At 70.3% G+C, this 17,137-nt stretch carries 16 protein-coding genes; 6 read left to right on the top strand and 10 right to left on the bottom strand.

The genetic code is table 11. The annotated features are described in order from the left end of the window. Positions 1–17: 17 nt before the first annotated feature. Both MLE42_RS01955 and bshA read right to left on the bottom strand, forming a co-directional pair. Complete coding sequence (locus MLE42_RS01955; RefSeq protein ID WP_243286194.1) at positions 18–2,561, bottom strand: ligand-binding sensor domain-containing protein; 2,544 nt, start codon at positions 2,559–2,561, stop codon at positions 18–20. 66 nt (positions 2,562–2,627) lie between these two features. Continuing rightward, complete coding sequence (gene bshA / locus MLE42_RS01950; RefSeq protein WP_243286193.1) at positions 2,628–3,737, bottom strand: N-acetyl-alpha-D-glucosaminyl L-malate synthase BshA; 1,110 nt, start codon at positions 3,735–3,737, stop codon at positions 2,628–2,630. Between the two features lie 50 nt (positions 3,738–3,787). Between bshA and MLE42_RS01945 the strand changes: the two genes are divergently transcribed. From MLE42_RS01945 to MLE42_RS01935, 3 genes are all read left to right on the top strand, one after another. Continuing rightward, positions 3,788–4,045, top strand: coding sequence for a YggT family protein (locus tag MLE42_RS01945; RefSeq protein WP_243286192.1), 258 nt, complete (start codon positions 3,788–3,790; stop codon positions 4,043–4,045). A gap of 8 nt (positions 4,046–4,053) precedes the next feature. Next, on the top strand, positions 4,054–4,605 hold the full coding sequence (locus tag MLE42_RS01940; RefSeq protein WP_243286191.1) for a DivIVA domain-containing protein: 552 nt from the start codon (positions 4,054–4,056) through the stop codon (positions 4,603–4,605). A 63-nt stretch (positions 4,606–4,668) separates the two neighbouring features. Further along, complete coding sequence (locus tag MLE42_RS01935; protein ID WP_243286190.1) at positions 4,669–5,841, top strand: thiolase family protein; 1,173 nt, start codon at positions 4,669–4,671, stop codon at positions 5,839–5,841. 72 nt (positions 5,842–5,913) lie between these two features. On the opposite strand, the gene MLE42_RS01930 is transcribed toward MLE42_RS01935, so the two are convergent. The 8 genes from MLE42_RS01930 to MLE42_RS01895 all read right to left on the bottom strand — a co-directional run bounded on the left by MLE42_RS01930 (position 5,914) and on the right by MLE42_RS01895 (position 14,114). Further along, positions 5,914–7,413 (bottom strand): OmpP1/FadL family transporter, encoded by a 1,500-nt coding sequence (locus MLE42_RS01930; protein ID WP_243286189.1) that lies wholly within the window; start codon positions 7,411–7,413, stop codon positions 5,914–5,916. A gap of 137 nt (positions 7,414–7,550) precedes the next feature. Next, entirely contained in the window at positions 7,551–8,342 is a 792-nt protein-coding gene (gene trpA / locus MLE42_RS01925; RefSeq protein WP_243286188.1) for a tryptophan synthase subunit alpha, read from the bottom strand. Between the two features lies 1 nt (position 8,343). Further along, on the bottom strand, positions 8,344–9,528 hold the full coding sequence (gene trpB, locus MLE42_RS01920; RefSeq protein WP_243286187.1) for a tryptophan synthase subunit beta: 1,185 nt from the start codon (positions 9,526–9,528) through the stop codon (positions 8,344–8,346). Continuing rightward, positions 9,521–10,159, bottom strand: a complete 639-nt coding sequence (locus MLE42_RS01915) for a phosphoribosylanthranilate isomerase (RefSeq protein ID WP_243286186.1) — start codon at positions 10,157–10,159, stop codon at positions 9,521–9,523. Before MLE42_RS01915 ends, trpB begins: the two co-directional genes overlap by 8 nt. Next, on the bottom strand, positions 10,156–11,004 hold the full coding sequence (locus tag MLE42_RS01910) for an indole-3-glycerol-phosphate synthase (protein ID WP_243286185.1): 849 nt from the start codon (positions 11,002–11,004) through the stop codon (positions 10,156–10,158). Before MLE42_RS01910 ends, MLE42_RS01915 begins: the two co-directional genes overlap by 4 nt. After that, positions 11,001–12,035 (bottom strand): anthranilate phosphoribosyltransferase, encoded by a 1,035-nt coding sequence (gene trpD / locus MLE42_RS01905; RefSeq protein ID WP_243286184.1) that lies wholly within the window; start codon positions 12,033–12,035, stop codon positions 11,001–11,003. The genes MLE42_RS01910 and trpD overlap by 4 nt, the downstream gene beginning before the upstream one ends. Then, complete coding sequence (locus MLE42_RS01900) at positions 12,032–12,610, bottom strand: anthranilate synthase component II (RefSeq protein ID WP_243286183.1); 579 nt, start codon at positions 12,608–12,610, stop codon at positions 12,032–12,034. The genes trpD and MLE42_RS01900 overlap by 4 nt, the downstream gene beginning before the upstream one ends. Before the next feature lie 118 nt (positions 12,611–12,728). Continuing rightward, a complete protein-coding gene (locus MLE42_RS01895) occupies positions 12,729–14,114 on the bottom strand; it encodes an anthranilate synthase component I family protein (RefSeq protein WP_243286182.1) in 1,386 nt (461 codons plus the stop codon). 314 nt (positions 14,115–14,428) lie between these two features. Here MLE42_RS01895 and MLE42_RS01890 point away from each other — a divergent pair, with 314 nt between their 5' ends. The 3 genes from MLE42_RS01890 to MLE42_RS01880 are packed head-to-tail and all read left to right on the top strand — an operon-like array spanning position 14,429 to position 17,077. Next, positions 14,429–15,361: a hypothetical protein gene (locus MLE42_RS01890; protein WP_243286181.1), complete on the top strand. Its 933-nt coding sequence runs from the start codon at positions 14,429–14,431 to the stop codon at positions 15,359–15,361. After that, the gene (locus tag MLE42_RS01885) at positions 15,342–16,139 is read left to right on the top strand and encodes a 5'-nucleotidase C-terminal domain-containing protein (RefSeq protein WP_243286180.1); all 798 of its coding nucleotides are present in this window, start codon (positions 15,342–15,344) and stop codon (positions 16,137–16,139) included. Before MLE42_RS01890 ends, MLE42_RS01885 begins: the two co-directional genes overlap by 20 nt. An 8-nt stretch (positions 16,140–16,147) precedes the next feature. Next, entirely contained in the window at positions 16,148–17,077 is a 930-nt protein-coding gene (locus MLE42_RS01880; protein WP_243286179.1) for a bifunctional metallophosphatase/5'-nucleotidase, read from the top strand. Positions 17,078–17,137 lie beyond the last annotated feature (60 nt).

The following is a 17,137-nucleotide window of genomic DNA, read 5'->3' as shown; positions in this document are numbered from 1 at the left end:
ATCCGGACCCGGGGACTTCACGCCCCCGGCTCGAATCCCTTTCCCCGCTTGGCCTCCCGGCGTTCGGGGTACAGCGCATCCGCGCAGTCCGGGCAGATGCCGTGCGTGAAATCCGCTCCGGAATGGGCGCTGATGTAGTGCTCCAGCTGGTTCCAGTAGCCCTTGTCGTCGCGGATCTTCTTGCAGCTGGCGCAGATGGGGAGCAGCCCGGAGAGCTGCTTCACCTGGCCCAGGGCCGCGGACAAATCGGCGTTCCGCGCCTGGAGTTCTTCGGTTCGCTTGGCCACCAGGGCTTCCAGCTCTGCCTTGCCCCGGGCCAGGGCGGCCACCCTCAGGCGGAGGATGAGGATGCCGAGCCCGAGGAAGGCCATGGTTTCGAGGGTCAGGGCCCACCAGGTGCGCCACCAGGGAGGGCGGACGTCGAAGTCGACGCCAGCGACGGGCCCGAAGGGGCCGTCCCCCTGGGCGGCCTGGACTTCGAAGCGGTAGTGGCCGCCCGGCAGGGCGGGGTACCGCACGTGGGTGCCATCCGTCTCCCGCCAGGCGTCCTCCAGTCCCTGGAGGCGCACCTGGAACCGGACCTGGGACTCGTCGAGGAAGGTGGGGGCCGCCACCCGGAAAGCCACCGTGGCCTCGCCCCGGGGGAATGGGGTGAGGCTGGCGAAGGGCGGCTCGCTCTGTCCGGCTCCGTGGGTGATCTGGACAATGTGGGCGGTGGGTGGAACCCTCGGCAGGTCAGGGCCGACGTCGTACCGCACCAGCCCGGCGGCAGTTCCCACCCAGATGCGGCCGCCTTCGGCCAAGAGGGCCTGGATGGCGCAGTCCTCGCTGACCATGCCCTCCTGCCGGCCGATGTGCAGGGGCGGGTCCACCCGGTCCAGACCCTGGTCGGAGGTGGCCCAGGTCCGGCCCTGCGCATCCACCTCCACGGCGTAGAGGAGGTTGGAGTGGAGCCCCTGCCCCTTGACCCGCTGCTCCAGCACCGTCAGGCGCCCCTGGTCGATCCGGATCCGGGTGAGCCCTTGGGGCTCCTGGTAGTGCACCCAGGCGCTGCCGTCCGGCAGGAAGGCCATGCCGTAGAGCCCGAACGGCTTCAAGCCGTCGGCTTCTGTGAAGAGCTTCCAGGTCCCGGCGGGGTCCCGGAGGTAGAGTCCCGCCGTGGTCGCCGCCCAGAGCCGGCCCTGGCCATCCTCGCGGATCCGGAATACGCCGAGCGGGGACGCGCCGCGCGGTCCGACCTCCTGGACGAGCCGTCGCGCCGCGGGATCCCAACGGAGTACCCCCTGCCGGGCATGCCCCAGCCAGGTCCTTCCCTGCGAGTCGGTCATCACGGTGTTCACGGCGAAGCCGAAGTCGCCCAGCGGCGCGATCTCCGCCTGACGGCTGCCGGGGTGGAGCCAGAGGGTGGGGCCGATGGTGCTGACCATCCAGAGGATCCCCCCCTGTGCCATGGCCAGGCTCTTGATGCGGTGGCCCTCGGTGCCGGGGATCCGGGTGAGGCCTGCGGCCCCCATCCGCAAGGCCCCGTTGTCCGTGGCCGCCAGCAAGGCGCCCCGGGCATCCCGCGCGATGGACCAGACCACCTCGCCGGAGATCCCCACACCCAGGCTGTGGTTCCAGACCCGTCCCCCGCCCTGCAGCCGGGCCAGCGCCGTTCCAAGGATCCACAGCGTGCCCTCCCGATCGCGGAAGACGGTGCGGACCCACCGGAACGGCAGTCCTCCCGAGGCATCCAGCTGCGTGGTCTCCGTCCCTGACACGTGGAGGGCACCGCCCTGGGTCGGCAGCCAGATCGATCCGTCTGGATCCAGGAAAGGAATGCTGTTGGGAGAGAGGCTCGCCCCCAGGCGCCGGGACTCGTCGGTGAACCAGAGGTCCTCGGGCGCCTTCATGGCCAGGGACCGGCCCGACCCTGCCCAGATGCGGCCCGCCCCGTCTTCCACCACCATGGCGACGCCTGTGGCGGGAAGGCCATGGTCCGATCCCCACTCGCGCTCCGATCCGTCGGGCAGGAAGGCCTTGAGGCCGGCCTCCGTCCCCAGGTACACGGCGCCGCTGGGCCCGCCGCTGAGGGTGAAGACCCGTCCTTCCGGGCGCCCGGTCTGCTGGTGGAACCGGAGGCCTTCCTGCTCGACGAAGAGCCCCTGCCGGGTCAGGACCCACAGACGACCGCCCTGCCCCAGAGCCAAGGCGTCTGCGACCGGGGGCTGGGCGGCCCCATTGAGGGTGATGGCCTCGATGCGGCCTTCCCGGATCCTCACGAGGCCCCGGAGCGTGGCCACCCAGACCCCGCCGCCCGAGGCGGGGAGCACCCGGTGGATGAAGCCGGAGGGCAGGCCGTCCTCCCGGCCCCACCGGCGGCAGTGGCCCCCCTCGTAGCGGAGGAGGGCACTTTCAGTCCCGACCCAGAGGAACCCGTCCGAGTCCTGCGTCAGGCAGGTGATGGCGCCGGAGGGCAGGCCCTGGTCGGGGCCGAGCACCGCGAAGGGGAGGCGCCAGCCGTCCGCGGACAGGTGGAGCGCCCCCAGGGCCACCACCAGCAGGATCCGCAACCACGCCATGTCCACTCCCATTGCCATCCGACTGAACGGCATCCTCCACCCCGGACCTGATTCCAGGATTCAGGCTCAGACCTGGCCCAGCACCCGCCGGTAGAGGGCCTCGTAGCGGTCCACGATGGGGCCTTCCGCGAAGGCACCGAGCGCGCGCTCCCTGGCCGCGTCCCCCATCTTCCGGCGGAGCGTCTCGTCGCGCAGGAGCGTCAGTGCATCGGCGGCCATGGCCTCCACGTCCCCGACCGGCTCCAGGAAACCGTCCACACCGTGGCGCACCACTTCGGGCAGCCCCCCCACGCGACTCGCGATGACGGGCACCCGGTGGCCCATGGCCTCCAGGGCGGCCAGGCCGAAGCTCTCGGTGGCGCTGGGCAGCAGGAACAGGTCGGAACAGGCCAGGACGGTGCCGATATCGAGCTGTTTCCCCGTGAAGCGGACCTCGGCCGCGAAACCGTGATCCCGGCAGTAGGCCTCGGCCTCCACGCGGTCGGGGCCGTCCCCCACCATCACCAGGCGGGCCGGAACCTCCCGGCGGACGCGCTCGAACACCTTCAGCACGTCCATCACGCGCTTCACCGCGCGGAAATTGGAGATGTGTGTCAGTACCGAGGTGGCCTTCGGCGCAAGCCAGGCCCGGCAATCCGGACGCTCCTGGCCCGGAGGCTCGACGAAGTTCCCGATGACGTCGATCTCCCGCTCCACCCCGAACGTGCGATAGGTCTCGTCCCGGAGGTACTCGGAGACGGCCGTCACGCCGTCGCTTTCCCGGATGGCCATCCGGACCATGGGCAGGTAGCTGGGATCGCTGCCCACCACCGTGATGTCCGTGCCGTGGAGGGTGGTCACGACCTTCAGGCCCGGAATGGCCATCCGCGCGAGGAGGGCCGCCATGGCGTGCGGAATGGCGTAGTGGGCATGGATGATCTGCAGGCCATGGTGCTCGGCCACGTCTGCCATCTTGGAGCCCAGGGCGATGGAATAGGGGGCGTCCTCGAAGAGGGGGTAGGTGGTGGCCCGGACCTCATGGAAGCTGATGCGGTCCTCGAAACCCAGGAGACGCGGCGGGACGCTGGGACTGAGGATGTGCACCTCGTGGCCCCGGGCGGCGAGGGCCTTGCCCACCTCCGTGGCCACGACGCCGGAACCGCCGAAGGTGCTGTAGCAGGAGATGCCGATGCGCATGTGGGATCCTCACTACCCGCTATGATGAACGGGTCCCGGGAATCCTGCCCATGCCTCTTCTGTTCTCCATCGCCTATTACGCCCTTGACGTGATGATCTACCTCCTCCTGGCGGTGGCCATCCTGTCCTGGTTCCCCATCGATCCCCGGAACCGGTGGATCCGACTGCTCCACACCCTCACCGACCCGATCCTGCACCCCATCCGGGCCCTCGTGCCATCCATCGGGGGGTTCAGCTTCGACATCCTGATCGCCGTGATCCTGCTGGGACTCATCCAGCGGGTCTTCCTCCGGGCCTTGGTCTCATGAGGTGAACCATGAAGTACACGCCCCTCGACATCCAGCGCCGGGAGTTCGAGAAGGCCTTCCGGGGCATTGAGGAATCCGAAGTCCGGGCCTTCCTCCACGAGGTGGCCGCGGAATGGGAGGAGCTGCTGGCCGAGAACCAGAAGCTCAAGGAAGAGATCATCGACAACCGGGAGCGCCTGCGCCAGTACCAGGAGCAGGACCGCATCTTCCGGGAGACCCTGCTCCAGGCTCAGCGCACCCGCGAGGACGTGCTGGACGGCGCCAACCGCGAGAAGGAACTCATCCTGCGGGAAGCCCAGTTCAAGGCCGATGAGGTCATCCGGGAGGCCCAGCAGCATGTGGTGGAGCTCGAGGTCCAGATTCGCAACCTGAAGATGGAGCGCACCCGGTTCGTCCGGGAGGTGGAGACGCTCATGGAGCGGACCCGCCGCCACATCCAGGACGAGGCGCCGGACATCTACCTCGCCCCCCCGCCCACCCTGAAGCTCGAAGGGCTGGATCTCAGCTCCCTCGACGAGCCCACCATCCCGCCCGTCCGGCGTCCCAAGCCCACGAATTAGCTCTCAGCCATCAGCTGTCAGCTCTCAGCCGATGGCCGTCAGCTGACAACCTCCGGAGTTCGCATGTCCCACGCAGTCATTCTCAAAGTCCTCCGAAGCCCCATCGGAAAGTTCCAGGGCTCCCTCGCATCCCTTCCGGCGCCGGATCTGGCCGCCCAGGTGGTGAAGGCCGTCCTGGCGGCCGTGCCAGGCGCAGAGCCCACCGAGGCGATCTTCGGGAATGTGGTGAGCGCCGGCGTGGGCCAGGCTCCGGCCCGCCAGGCAGCCCTGCGGGGGGGCCTGCCCGCCAGTGTCTCGGCCCTCACCATCAACAAGGTCTGCGGCAGCGGCCTCAAGGCCATCCAACTCGCCGCCAATGCGGTGCGCCTCGGCGACCACGATGTGGTTCTGGCGGGCGGCATGGAGTCCATGTCCAACGCGCCCTATCTCATGCCCAAGCTCCGCGCCGGGGCCCGCATGGGCCATACGGAAGCCAAGGACGCCATGATCCTCGATGGCCTGTGGTGCGCCATGACGGACCAGCACATGGGCCACACGGGCGAGCTGGTGGCGTCCAAGTACGGCGTGGGCCGGGAGGCGCAGGATGCCTGGGCCGCCGAAAGCCACCGCAAGGCCGTGGCGGCGATCCAGTCCGGCGCCTTCAAGGCTGAGATCGTGCCCATCGCCGTCCCCGGCAAGAAGGGTGACGTGATCGTGGCCGAGGACGAGGGTCCGCGCGCGGACACCACGCCCGAGACCCTGTCCAAGCTGCGCCCGGCCTTCAAGAAGGACGGCACCGTCACCGCCGGCAACGCCCCCAGCGTGAACGACGGCGCGGCGGCCGCCCTGGTGACCACCGAGAGCTACGCGAAGGCCCATGGCCTGCCCATCCAGGCGCGCATCCTCGGCACCGCCACCGCCGGCCTGGACCCCGAGTGGGTGCTCATGGCGCCCGTGGAGGCCATCCGCAAGCTCCTGGCCCAGGTGGGCTGGAGCGTGGGCGACGTGGACCTCTGGGAGATCAACGAGGCCTTCGCCGTGCAGCTGGTGGCCACGATGAATGAGTTGAAGCTGCCGGCCGACCGCATCAACGTTCACGGCGGCGCCGTGGCGCTGGGCCACCCCATTGGCGCCAGCGGTGCCCGTGTCATGGCCACGCTTCTCCACGCTTTGGAGCGCCACGGGAAGCAGCGCGGCATCGCCGCCCTGTGCCTGGGCGGCGGAAACGCCATCGCCATGGCCGTCGAGCGCGTGTAGTTCCGCAGCGAAGCTGACACATGCAAAAGGGGCCCGGCATGCCGGGCCCCTTTTGCATGTGTCTGTCGCAGGCTAGAAGCTGTACCGCAGCTGCGCGCCCAGGATCTCGATGGTGGCCTTCATGGTGGCGTTGAGGCTGCCCCGGGTGAGGTTGTCGCCCGCTGAGGTCAGATTGATCTTGGCGTCGCTGATGAACAGGTGGGAGTAGCCCACATCGAGGGACATCTTCTTGGAGAATGCGTAGCTCATGCCCACGGAGAGCCACTTGCGGTCGTTGTCGGGGATGCGGGGGGTGCGGTGGTTATCGTCCACGGCGCCCTGGTCGAAGCCCACGCCAGCCCGGAAGGTCCAGGTCGGGTCCATCTTCCAGGTGCCGCCCAGGGAGTAGAACCAGGTGTTCCGCCAGCTCTCGTCGGTGACGGAATCCGCGAGGCCCGTATCGAACTTCACGCGGAGTTCCTTGAACCGGGACCAGGTGCTCTGGGCCACCTCGCCCTGGAGGGAGAAGGCGGGATTCACCTGCCAGTCAAAGCCCAGGGAGGCCGTGGCGGGGAGGGCGAGGTCAGCCTGGCCCTTGCCGTTGCGGAGTCCGGCGCCCTGGAGGGCGGCCAGGTCCGTGGGGGGCATGCCCGCGGGGTACTCGAAGGTGGCATCGCCCTTCAGGGTCATGGTCACGGCCGCGGAGTACGCGCCGCCCAGGCGGAAGTCCTTGGTGGGCTGCCAGGTGAAGCCCGCCTTCCAGCCATAGTCCCAGCCATTGCCCTTCAGGCCGGCCTTGCCGTCCCAGGCCCCGGGGATGGCGTAGCCGGGCGTGCCGAAGGTGGCGTTGGGCGCGCCCATGGCGATGGTGGCCACGGGGCTGTTCTGGGTCGGGCTCGGCGCCACAGGGGACAAGCCGGCGGCGGCCAGTCCGGAACCCACCTTCAGGGCCAGCGCGGTGCCGTAGTCCACGCCATTGGTCAGCTCGGCATCGGCATAGCGGGCGATGAAGGCCACGCCGAAGGAGAACTGGTCGTTCACCCGGTAGGCCAGGCTGGGCGTGATGTCGATGACCTTCAGATCGGACTTCAGGCCGTGGTAGCGGCCAATCCAGTTGGCGTCGTACTCGGTGGTGAGGCCGAAGGGCACGTTCACGGAGAGGCCCAGCTTCAGGTCCTTGCTCGCGCTGTACATGATGTTGAACTCGGGGAGGATGGCGGACTGTCCGGAGTTCCCGTGGCTGGAGGGGCCGGAGATCGGCATCAGGCTGGTCGTGGTGTTGGGGTACACGTTGAAGCCGAGGCCGGTGAGCGCGGGAGTGCGGGTGGCCGTCATGCCATCGAGCTTCACATCCAGGCCCACGTAGGTGCCGCCGAGGGAGAACTGCCAGCCTTCGTACTGGGTCATCACCGCGGGATTGAAGAAGAGGGCGCTGATGTCGTTGCCTCCCGCGCTGACGCCCGCATAGGCATTGCCCTGGGAACTCGGGCTCTGCTCGCGGAGCTGGAAGCCGGAGGCCTGGGCCTGGGGAGCAAAGGCGCCGGCGGCGATGAGGGTCAAGGCCGTGAGGGTGAGGCGTGAACGGTGGGTCATGGGCGCATGGCTCCTAATCCCGGGTGGGGTGGGTGGCTGTTGGCAGCCGATTCCGAAGGTGGAAGATGGACCACAATACCAAATCGATGCAGACCTGCAATCACTCCCGAGAGCCTACCCTAAGGAAGGATCGCGACCTATAGGTCACCATCCATGAGCGGAGTGAGGCACGCCGACAGGCCCTTCCCCTGGGCCAGCTCCCGCACCAGGGCGGATCCCACGACCGGGGTGGCGCCCATCGCGCGCACCGTCGCCAGGCTGGCGGCATCCGAGAGTCCGAAGCCCACGGCCAGGGGTCGGCCCGAGATGCTCCGCAGCTGGGTCACGCGCTCGCGCACGGGCGTTAGGTCTGCGCCCTGCGTCGTGCCTTGCGCCGCGTCTTGCCCTGCGTCTTGCCCCTCGCCCGTGACGCCCAGGCGGGCCACCACGTAGGCGAAGCGCTGCGCGAAGGGCGCGGCCGGCCCGGGATCCGGGCGCGCCGCCAGCACCTGTCGGGCCCGGTCCAGCGTGGTGGTGGGCGCCAGCAGCGGCACCATGGGATAGCCGGCTTCACGCAGGGCCGCCTCGAAGGTCGGCTCCTCCCCGAAAGGCAGGTCCACCACGAGCAGGGCCTTCACCGGTGTGGGGGCCAGCAGCATTTTCAGCCGTTCTGCGCCGATCTGGAGCAGCGGGTTCAGGTAGGTGAACAGGATGAGATCAGGGCTGCCCGTAAGGCCCGCCAAGGCCTGCAGCACCCGGGTCGGCGTAGCCCCGCGTCCGATGGCGCGGTGCGCCGCCCCCTGGAGTACGGGACCGTCGGCGATGGGATCCGAATGGGGCAGGCCCAGTTCCAGAGCTTCGATGCCGAGGGATCTGGCCTCGGAGAGCTGGGCTGGCAGAGCTTCAAGGCTGGGATCGCCCGCCATCAGGAATGGAAGGAGAGGGTTCATGTCAGATCTCCAGGCGCGACTGGTAGGTGGACAGGTCCTTGTCGCCGCGGCCGCTGAGGCCCAGCAGCACTGTGGCGACGCCCTCGGCGGCGAGGGCGGGCAGCGCGGCCAGGGCATGGCTGCTTTCCAGGGCCGGCAGGATGCCCTCGCGTTCGCAGAGCAGCCGGGCCCCGGCGAGGGCCTCATCGTCGGAGGCGCGGCGCACCTCAACCTGCCCATCCAGCGCGAGAGCGGCCAGTTCCGGACCCAGGGCCGGATAGTCCAGACCCGCGCTGATGCTGGCGGTCTCGGCCGTGCGACCGTGCGCATCCTGCAGCAGCAGGGTCTTGCAGCCGTGGAGCACGCCCATGCGGCCGCCGTCCAGCCGCGCGGCGTGTTCGCCGAGAGCGCGGCCGTGGCCGCCGGCCTCCACGGCGAGGCGCCGCAGGGGATCACCCAGGAAGGGCACCAGCAGGCCCAGGCCATTGCTGCCACCGCCGGCGCAGGCAACCACGGCTTCGGGCAGAGCCCCGGCCTGCTCCTGCACCTGGGACCGGGCCTCCTCGCCGATGACCGTCTGGAAGGTTCGCACCAGCGTCGGGAATGGATGCGGTCCCAGGGCCGAGCCCAGGATGTAGTGGGCGTGGTCGCAGCGGCCCGCCCAGGCACGCAGGGCCTCGTTCACGGCCTCCTTGAGGGTGCCCTGCCCCGCCTCCACGGGCACGACCTTGGTGCCGAAGAGCCGCATGCGGGCCACATTCGGAGCCTGGCGGGCCATGTCCGTGACGCCCATGTACACCGTGCAGGAGAGGCCCAGCCGCGCGCAGGCCGCGGCCGTGGCCACGCCATGCTGGCCCGCACCGGTCTCGGCGATGATCTCCGCCTTGCCCATGCGCCGGGCCAGCAGGGCCTGGGCCAGGGCGTTGTTGATCTTGTGGGCGCCGGTGTGGGTGAGGTCCTCCCGCTTGAGGTAGAGGGCCTTGAGTCCCAGCTCCGCCGCCAAACGCGGGGCGGCCATCAGGGGTGTGGGACGGCCCACGAAGTGGCGCAGCTCGGCCTTCAACTCCGCCTGGAACGCCGGGTCGGCGAGGGCCGAGCGGAAGGCGGCCTCCAGGTCCAGCAGAGGCTGCATGAGCGTCTCCGGGGCGTAGCAGCCCCCGAGGGACTCGGCGCCAAAGCGCGTGGGAAGCGCGAATGCATCAGTCATGGGTTCCCTTTCCTGCCCGTGATTCCTGTCTCACGGCCGTCACGAAGGCGGCCACTTTCGCTGGATCCTTCCGGCCGGGCCCGGCTTCCAGCCGGCTCGCGGCGTCGAAGCCCCGCAGAGCGGCCCGGGCGAGGGGCGGAAGCGCGGCGGCCCGGCCCGGCAGGTTGGCGCCGTCCAGCCCCCCCGCCAGCAGGTAGGGCCCTGGCGGCGGGAAGGCCATGGCATGGCCCTGTCCCGAACCTCCCGCCACACCCGTCTGCATGGCACTGGGCTCCCACAGGTAGAGATCCGCGGGTATCGGGACCTGGCCTGGCTCGTCGGCCCAGGGCAGCAGGACGGCAAGGCCGGCCTCGCGCAGCGAAGCGACACCCCGCTCCCGTCCGGACGCCGGCAGGTAGGGCTGGACCCGCCGGAAACCGTGGCGGCGGGCCATCTCGAGCATGGTCTCCACATGATCCGCGACCATCACGAGGACCGCCCAGCCCAGGAACGGCCCGGCCACGGACAGATCCGCACAGTGGCGCGGACTGGGAGGGTGGCACACGAAGCCCAGCAGATCCGCGCCCTGCCCCGCGGCGAAGGCCGCGTCCTCGGCCTGGACGAGGCCGCAGACCTTGGCCAGAAGGCTCATCGGGCCTCCTGGCGGAGGTCCGCGAAGACGCGTTCCAGGAACCCCTTGGGATCCGGGCTGCGCATGAGCGCCTCGCCGATGAGCACGGCGTCGAAACCCGCCCGCAGCGAGACCTGGGCGTCCTCGGGTGTGGCGAGGCCCGATTCGCGCACCAGCACCGCCTCCGGGAAGGCCTTGCGCAGGGGCGCGGCGGTGGGCTCCCCTAGGGTGAAGGTGGAGAGGTCCCGGGCATTGATGCCCACCATGCGGGCCCCGGCCTCCTGGGCGAAAGGCACCTCCGTGAGGTCGTGCAGCTCCACGAGGGCCTCCAGCCCCCGTCGACGGGCCACTTCCAGGAAGGCGGCCGTGTGGTCCTTCAGCACCCGGACGATGAGCAGCACCGCCTCCGCGCCGCAGGCTTCAGCCTCCGCGAGCTGGGACTCGGAGATGACGAAGCCCTTGTAGAGCCGCGGCATGCCGAAGGCCGCCGCGGCGGTCAGGTGGGCGGCCGCCCCGCGGAAGTAGGTCGGTTCCGCCAGGATGGAAAAGGCCGCCGCGCCGCCTTCCCGGTAGGCCTGGAGCTGGGCCTGCAGCGGTGTGCCGGCGGCGAAGGGGCCAAGGGAAGGCGAGGCCTGCTTGTACTCGGCGATGACGGCGCCACCCCGGGCCGCGGCATCCCGGCGCAGGGCCGATTCGAAGGGACCGGGACCGTCCAGGCGGACCCGGGCGGGCGCCGCCACAGGCCCCGCCACGGTCCCCGTCGAGGACAGGCGGGCCAGCTCGGACATCAGCACCCGCTGGAGGTGCGAACTCTTCGGCAGGCCGGTACCACGCACCAGGGAGGCGGGATCCGGGAGGGCGCTCATGGGTTCACCCCCGCCACGGAAAAGGGCGGGACGAAGCCGCCGTCGAGGGCGCTCCGCATCTCGCGGAAGCTGGCGTCCACACCCTCCAGCGAGCCGTCGCGATGCAGGGCCAGTCCCAGGGCCGCCTGGAGGGCCACGGCGTCTGCCACGGCGGGCCGGAAGTCCACGTGGCCGGCGCCAGCGAAAATCCCCCGGGCCACGGTCAGGGCTTCGGCCCGGCTTGCCACGCGCAGGGCGTGGCGGCCGGGTTGGGTGATGCCCAGCTCCCGGGGGACGAGCACCTGAGGCGCCCGGACCCGGCCATCGGTGACCGCCAGGATCGTCGTGGGGCCTTCGATGGAGGCTTCGTCGAGGCCCTTCCCCTCCGCGTCCTTGCCGTGGATCACGAAGGCCCGCCGCAGCGTCGGCCGCCGGGCCAGGGCCCCGGCCATGGGCGCCAGCAGATCCTCCCGGGCCACACCCAGCAGCTGCAGCGGCGGGTTCGCCGGATTGATGAGCGGGCCCAGCAGGTTGAAGATCGTGGGGATGCCCAGGCGACGGCGGATCTCCCGCAGGCGGCCCATGAGCGGGTGGTAGGCCGGGGCGAAGAGGAAGGCGAAGCGGTGGGCCTTCAGGTCCTGGGAAAGGTCGGCGCTGGGGCGGGCCAGATCGTAGCCCAGGGCCTCCATCAGGTCCGCGCTGCCGCAGACACCTGTGGCGGCGCGGTTCCCGTGTTTCACCACGGGTACGCCGAGGGTCGGGAGGAACAGCGCCGTGAGGGTGCTGAGGTTGGCGGTGGAAGCGCCATCGCCGCCCGTGCCCACCACGTCGATGGCGCCGTCGGGCACCTGGGGGAAGGACACGGCGACCTCCGAAAGGGCATCGGCAAAGGCTGCCAGCTCATGGGCCTCGGGCACCCGCTGGGCCAGGAGGGCCAGGCAGGCTCCCACCAGCAGGGCGTCCGTGCCCTGGTCGATGAAGATGCGCATGAGCTCCGACGCCGTGGCCTCGGGCAGCGGGCGGATGGGGTTGTGGGTGGTGAGCAGGGTCATCGGTGGGATTCCTTGGCGAGGCGGAGGAAGTTCGCGAGCATGGCCGGGCCGTCCGGCGTGAGGATGCTTTCAGGGTGGAACTGCACGCCCCAGCGGGGCAGATGCCGGTGGGCCATGGCCATGATTTCTCCGCCGGGGCTGCGGCCCGTGACACGCCAGCAGCCGGGGAGCGCGGCAGGATCCGCGATCAGGCTGTGGTAGCGGCCCACGGAGAGACCTTGAGGCAGGCCCCGGAAGAGACCGTCGCCCTCGTGCTCCAGCGGAGTGGCCTCGCCGTGGAGGGGCTCGAGGGCCCGGACCACCCGGCCGCCGCTGGCCGCAGCCAGGGCCTGGTGGCCCAGGCAGACGCCGAGCATGGGAATGCCCCAATCCGAGCCCGCCAGGGCCATGTGGGCCGGGCTCTCGGTGGGGTGGCCGGGGCCCGGCGACAGCACCACCGCCTCGGGCCGGAGGGCCCGGGCCTCGTCGAGGGTGATGGCGTCGTGGCGGACGACCTTCACGGGAGCGCCCAACGTCTCGAAGGCCTGCACCAGGTTGTAGGTGAAGGAATCCAGGGCATCGATGAGGAGGATCATGCCAACCTCCGCTCGGGAGCCGATGCCCTCTCCCTCCTATCGCGGCGCTCCTCCGCGCCGCTCCTGCGCGCTTGGGCTGCGCCCTGCTCGCGCAGAGTCGGGACATCGATGAGGAGGATCATCGGGAGGCTCCGGGCAGCTGGACACCGAGGGCCTGGGCGATGGCGCCCAGCTTGTGCAGGGTCTCGAAGTACTCGGACTCGGGCTTGGAGGCCCGTACCACGCCGGCGCCGGCCTGGATGTGGGCGACACCGCCCGCATAGACCGCCGTGCGCAGGATGAGGGCCGTGTCCAGGGCGCCATCCGCCCCGAGGCGCAGCAGCACGCCGCCGTAGGGCCCGCGCATCTCCCCTTCCAGTTCCGCGATGCGCTGACAGGCGCGCAGCTTGGGGGCGCCGCTCACGGTGCCCGCCGGGAAGGCCGCCGCCAGCACGTCCAGGGCATCCACGCCCTCCCGCAGGTTCGCCTTCACGGTGGTGGTGAGATGCAGCACGTGGCTCGTGCGCTGGAGGGCGAGGGGCTTCTCCACCCGGACGCCGCCGGGAACGGCCACGCGGCCCAGATCGTTGCGGGCCAGGTCCACCAGCATCTGGTGCTCGGCCAGCTCCTTGGGGTCGCGCTTCAGGGCCTCGAACAGCGCGGCATCCTCCTCGGCGCTCTCGCCGCGGGGCACGGTGCCCGCGATGGGGAGGGTCTCGGCCTCGCCGTCCTGCACGCGCACCAGCATCTCCGGCGAGGCGCCCACCAGGGAGAAGTCCCCCCACTCCAGCAGGAAGCCGTAGGGGCTGGGATTCAAGCGGCGGAGGCGGCGGTAGGCTTCCAGGGGCGGGGGCGGGTCCTCGATGCGGAACCGCTGGCTGGGCACGAGCTGGTAGACGTCGCCATCCAGGATCCGCTCCTGGGCGGTGCGGACCATGCCTTCGTAGGCTTCACGGGCCACCTGGGCGGCCACCCGCGGAGCCGGCTTGGCGGAACCTGGATCGCGGACACCCGCCAGGAGCTGGGCCCGGAGGCGGCGGAGGCGGCGGGACCCCGCCTCCGGATCCGCGTCCAGGGTCTGGAGTTCCGCCACCTGGTGCAGGTGGTCGAAGACGAGGGCCGTGTCGAAGCGGCGCACCCAGAGGCCGGGAAGGCCGAGGCTGTCCCGGGCGGGCTGGGGGAGCGTGGGCTCCAGGGCCCCCACGGCCTCGAAACCGAGGTAGCCCGCGCAGCCCACGCCGATGGGGAGGGGGACCTTGAAAGCTGGCAGTTCCGCGACAGGATCATGGACGGTGCCCGCGGGCGGTGGCCCGGCCAGTGCCCGCAGAGACTCGATCCAGCCCCGGGCCGGCGGGTCCAGGCGGCACTCGGCGGAGCCCTCCAGCAGCACGAAGCTGTGGCGGCCCACCCGCTCGCCCTGGTCGCAGGATTCCAGCAGCAGGCTGGCACCAGCGGGGCGCAGGGCCAGGTAGGCGGCGAGGGGCGTGAGCAGGTCCGCGGGAAGCGGGTGGCGGATCAGGTGCATGAGGAAAACCTTGGAAGACCACAGACCGGCTTTGCCGGGATGGGGTGTGGGGGTCCGGGGGTGTGCGCGAAGCGCGGAACCACCGGAGAACATCAAAGAAAAAGCCCGACCGGAAGGTCGGGCTCGGAAGGTCCGGGTTGGCGTGGGCCGCTAGGCCTCGCACAGGGAGCCGTCCGAGCCCGCACGCCACCACCAAGCCCCCTGAAGGAAGCCCTGGCGAAGGGTCGGGAAGGACAGCGTCATGAAACCGATGAAACCCCATCCGCGCAGGCCCTGTCAAGTGTGGTTTGATGAAGGATTGCTTGCGGACGGCCATGGATCCAGCAGAGGAACGCCCCACCACCATCCATGCGGAGGACGCCCTCGCGCCCAGGGACCCCTGGCGCTTCCTGCGCCTGGGCCTGCGCGGCGGTTTCAGCCGCTGGGGCTGGGGCCTCATGATCGGGTGGTTGCTGGTGCTCCTGGGTCCCGTGCTGGGCTGGGCCGGCCATCTGCGCCGGGCCGCCGGCTGGAGCGCCCTGCCCAGCCACTGGGGCGAGCGCATCAGCGCCCGCGACATCTGGGAGCTATGGGAGAACGGCGGGCTTCAGCACCGCCTGGCGAACTCCCCGACGGTGCACCTCTTCGGCCTGGGGCTCGTGATCGTCCTATGGTGCGGCTGGCGCATGCAAGCGGAGCGGGCGGGGTTGAAGGCCCGCCTGGGCTCCTGGCTGCTGGGCGCGCTGGACACGGTCCTCATCGGGTTCCTTCCCGTGGGCCTCCTCGCGTGGCTCGGGGACGTCGTCCTGACCTGGCTTGGAGGCCTCGGAATCGACGGTCTGGGCTGGATCGCCTTCTTCGGCCGCCCCCTGCTCTGGATGGCGGCGGTGGCGGCCCTGAACCTCCAGTGGTGGTTCTGCCGCCTGGGGCGCGCAGCCGGCCCGACCCGCGGCTACCGCGCCCACCTGACCGACTGTTTCCTGCGGCTGTGGACGCACCCCGTCCAATGGAGCCTCCTCTCCCTCGGCGGCGCGGCCCTGAGGTCGCTCTTGCCCTTCCTGGTCCTGGTCCTGGCCTGGCGGATGGGAGGCGGAACTCCCTTCCGCGTCGGCCTGTTCCTCGCCCTGCAGCTGGCTGTCACCCTGCTCAACGGCTGGCTGATGGGCTGGCTGCTGCGCACCACCGCCCTGTTCTGGGCCCATGATGCCGATGTGCGCACCGCCCGCGCCGCCCTGAAGGACCTGTCCCGTGAAGCCATCGCCAGCTAGCGTCCTGCTCGCCCTCCTGCTTGCCGTCCCCGTGACGGCCCAGCCGCCGAGCGTCAAGGCCGAAGTCATCCCCGTCACCGAAACGATCCCGGATGATCCCGAGATCCAGAAGATCATCGCGCCCCTGGCGGAGGAGATCCGGGCCAGCTTCGGCCAGCCGCTGGTGCAGGCGCCCCAGGGCGTGTTCCGCGGGAGACGGGGCGAGGAAAACCTGCTGGGCTACTGGGTCTCCGACGTCATGCGCCACGCGGCCCAGCCCCTGGTTGGTGCGCCAGTGCGCTTCGCCATCACCAACGCCGGGGGTCTGAGGGCCAACCTGCGCCCCGGCCAGCTGAAGGTGGGCGACATCTTCGAGCTGATGCCCTTCGAGAACGAGCTGATCGTCATCGAGCTCACCGGAGCCGAGGTCATCCAGGTGGTGAAGGAGGGGCTGCTCCGCCGGGGCGGCGAGCCCTGCTCCGGCGTGAAGGTGAAGGTGGAGGGGACGCCGCAGCAGGCCGTCCTCACCGTCACCTGGGAGGATGGCAGCCCCATCGATCCCGCGGCCGTGGTGAAGGTCGCCACCACCGACTACCTCTATGGTGGCGGTGACTCCATCCCCACCCTGAAGAAGGGCCGCAGGCCTTTCACCACGGGCGTCACCCTCCGTCAGATGCTCCTGGACCAGTGCGCCGCCCTGGGCAAGGCGGGCAAGGACCTGCTGCCGCCGGCGCCGGGGCGCTACACCGTGCCTGTCCCGATCCTGGAAGCCATCCGCGACAAGACGTTCAAGTTGTAGGAGAGACCATGGAGCGCCGCACGTTTCTCGCCTCCCTCAGCGCCGCCGCCGTCGCCTCCCAGGTGCCCATGAAGGCGGCGGAAGGCCCGGCCGCAGGTCGCATCACCCTGCTGCACACCAACGACACCCACTCCCGCATCGAGCCCTTCGGCCCCGGCAACGGCGCCATCAGCGGCAAGGGCGGCATGGCTAGGCGGGCCACCCTCGTGAAGCAGCTCCGGAGCCAGCTGGGGCCCGTGCTGCTGTTGGACGCCGGTGACACTTTCCAGGGGACGCCCTACTTCAACCGCTACAAAGGCCGCCTGGACTACCAGCTCATGCGGATGGTGGGCTACGACGCCACCACCCTGGGCAACCACGACTTCGACAACGGGGTGGAGATGCTGGTGGAGGCCATGGCGTCCATGGAGAAGCTCCAGCACAGGAACCCGCCCTTCGCCTTTCTGAACTGCAACTTCGACTGCAAAGGCGCGCCGGAGCTGGCCAAGCGGATCCGGCCCTACATGGTCCGGGAGTTCCCGGGCGTGAAGGTCGGCATCACCGGTGTGGGCGTGGCCTTCGCGGGCCTGGTGGCCCCGAAGAACCACGAGGGGATCGTCTGGAGAGATCCCTACGAGAGTCTGAAGCCCGTGGTGAAGCGGCTCCGGGAGGTCGAGAAGGTGGATCTGGTGGTGGTCCTCTCCCACCTGGGCTACGACGTGAAGGACGCCGCCCATGACGATTTGCGCCTGCCCGGCCAGGTGGCGGGCATCGACGCCATCGTCGGCGGCCACAGCCACACCTTCCTGGACGCTCCGGTGAAGGTGAAGCAGGCCCAGGGGGAGACCCTCGTGTTCCAGGTCGGATTCGGCGGCGTGAACCTCGGCCGCATGGACTTCACCCTGGCCCGCGGCGAGGTCAGGGCCGCTTCCGGAGCTGCCATGCCGGTGGTGGGCTGAGAGATCTGCCCAGGGCCGGAGTGACGGAAGTCCCAATTCCCCGTCCCCACAGGGAAACCC

The sequence above is a fragment of the Geothrix terrae genome (assembly GCF_022808775.1).
Classification (GTDB): Bacteria; Acidobacteriota; Holophagae; order Holophagales; family Holophagaceae; genus Geothrix; species Geothrix terrae.
The sequence above is the reverse complement of the archived record's forward strand: the minus strand, read 5'-3'. Positions and strand labels throughout refer to the sequence as shown.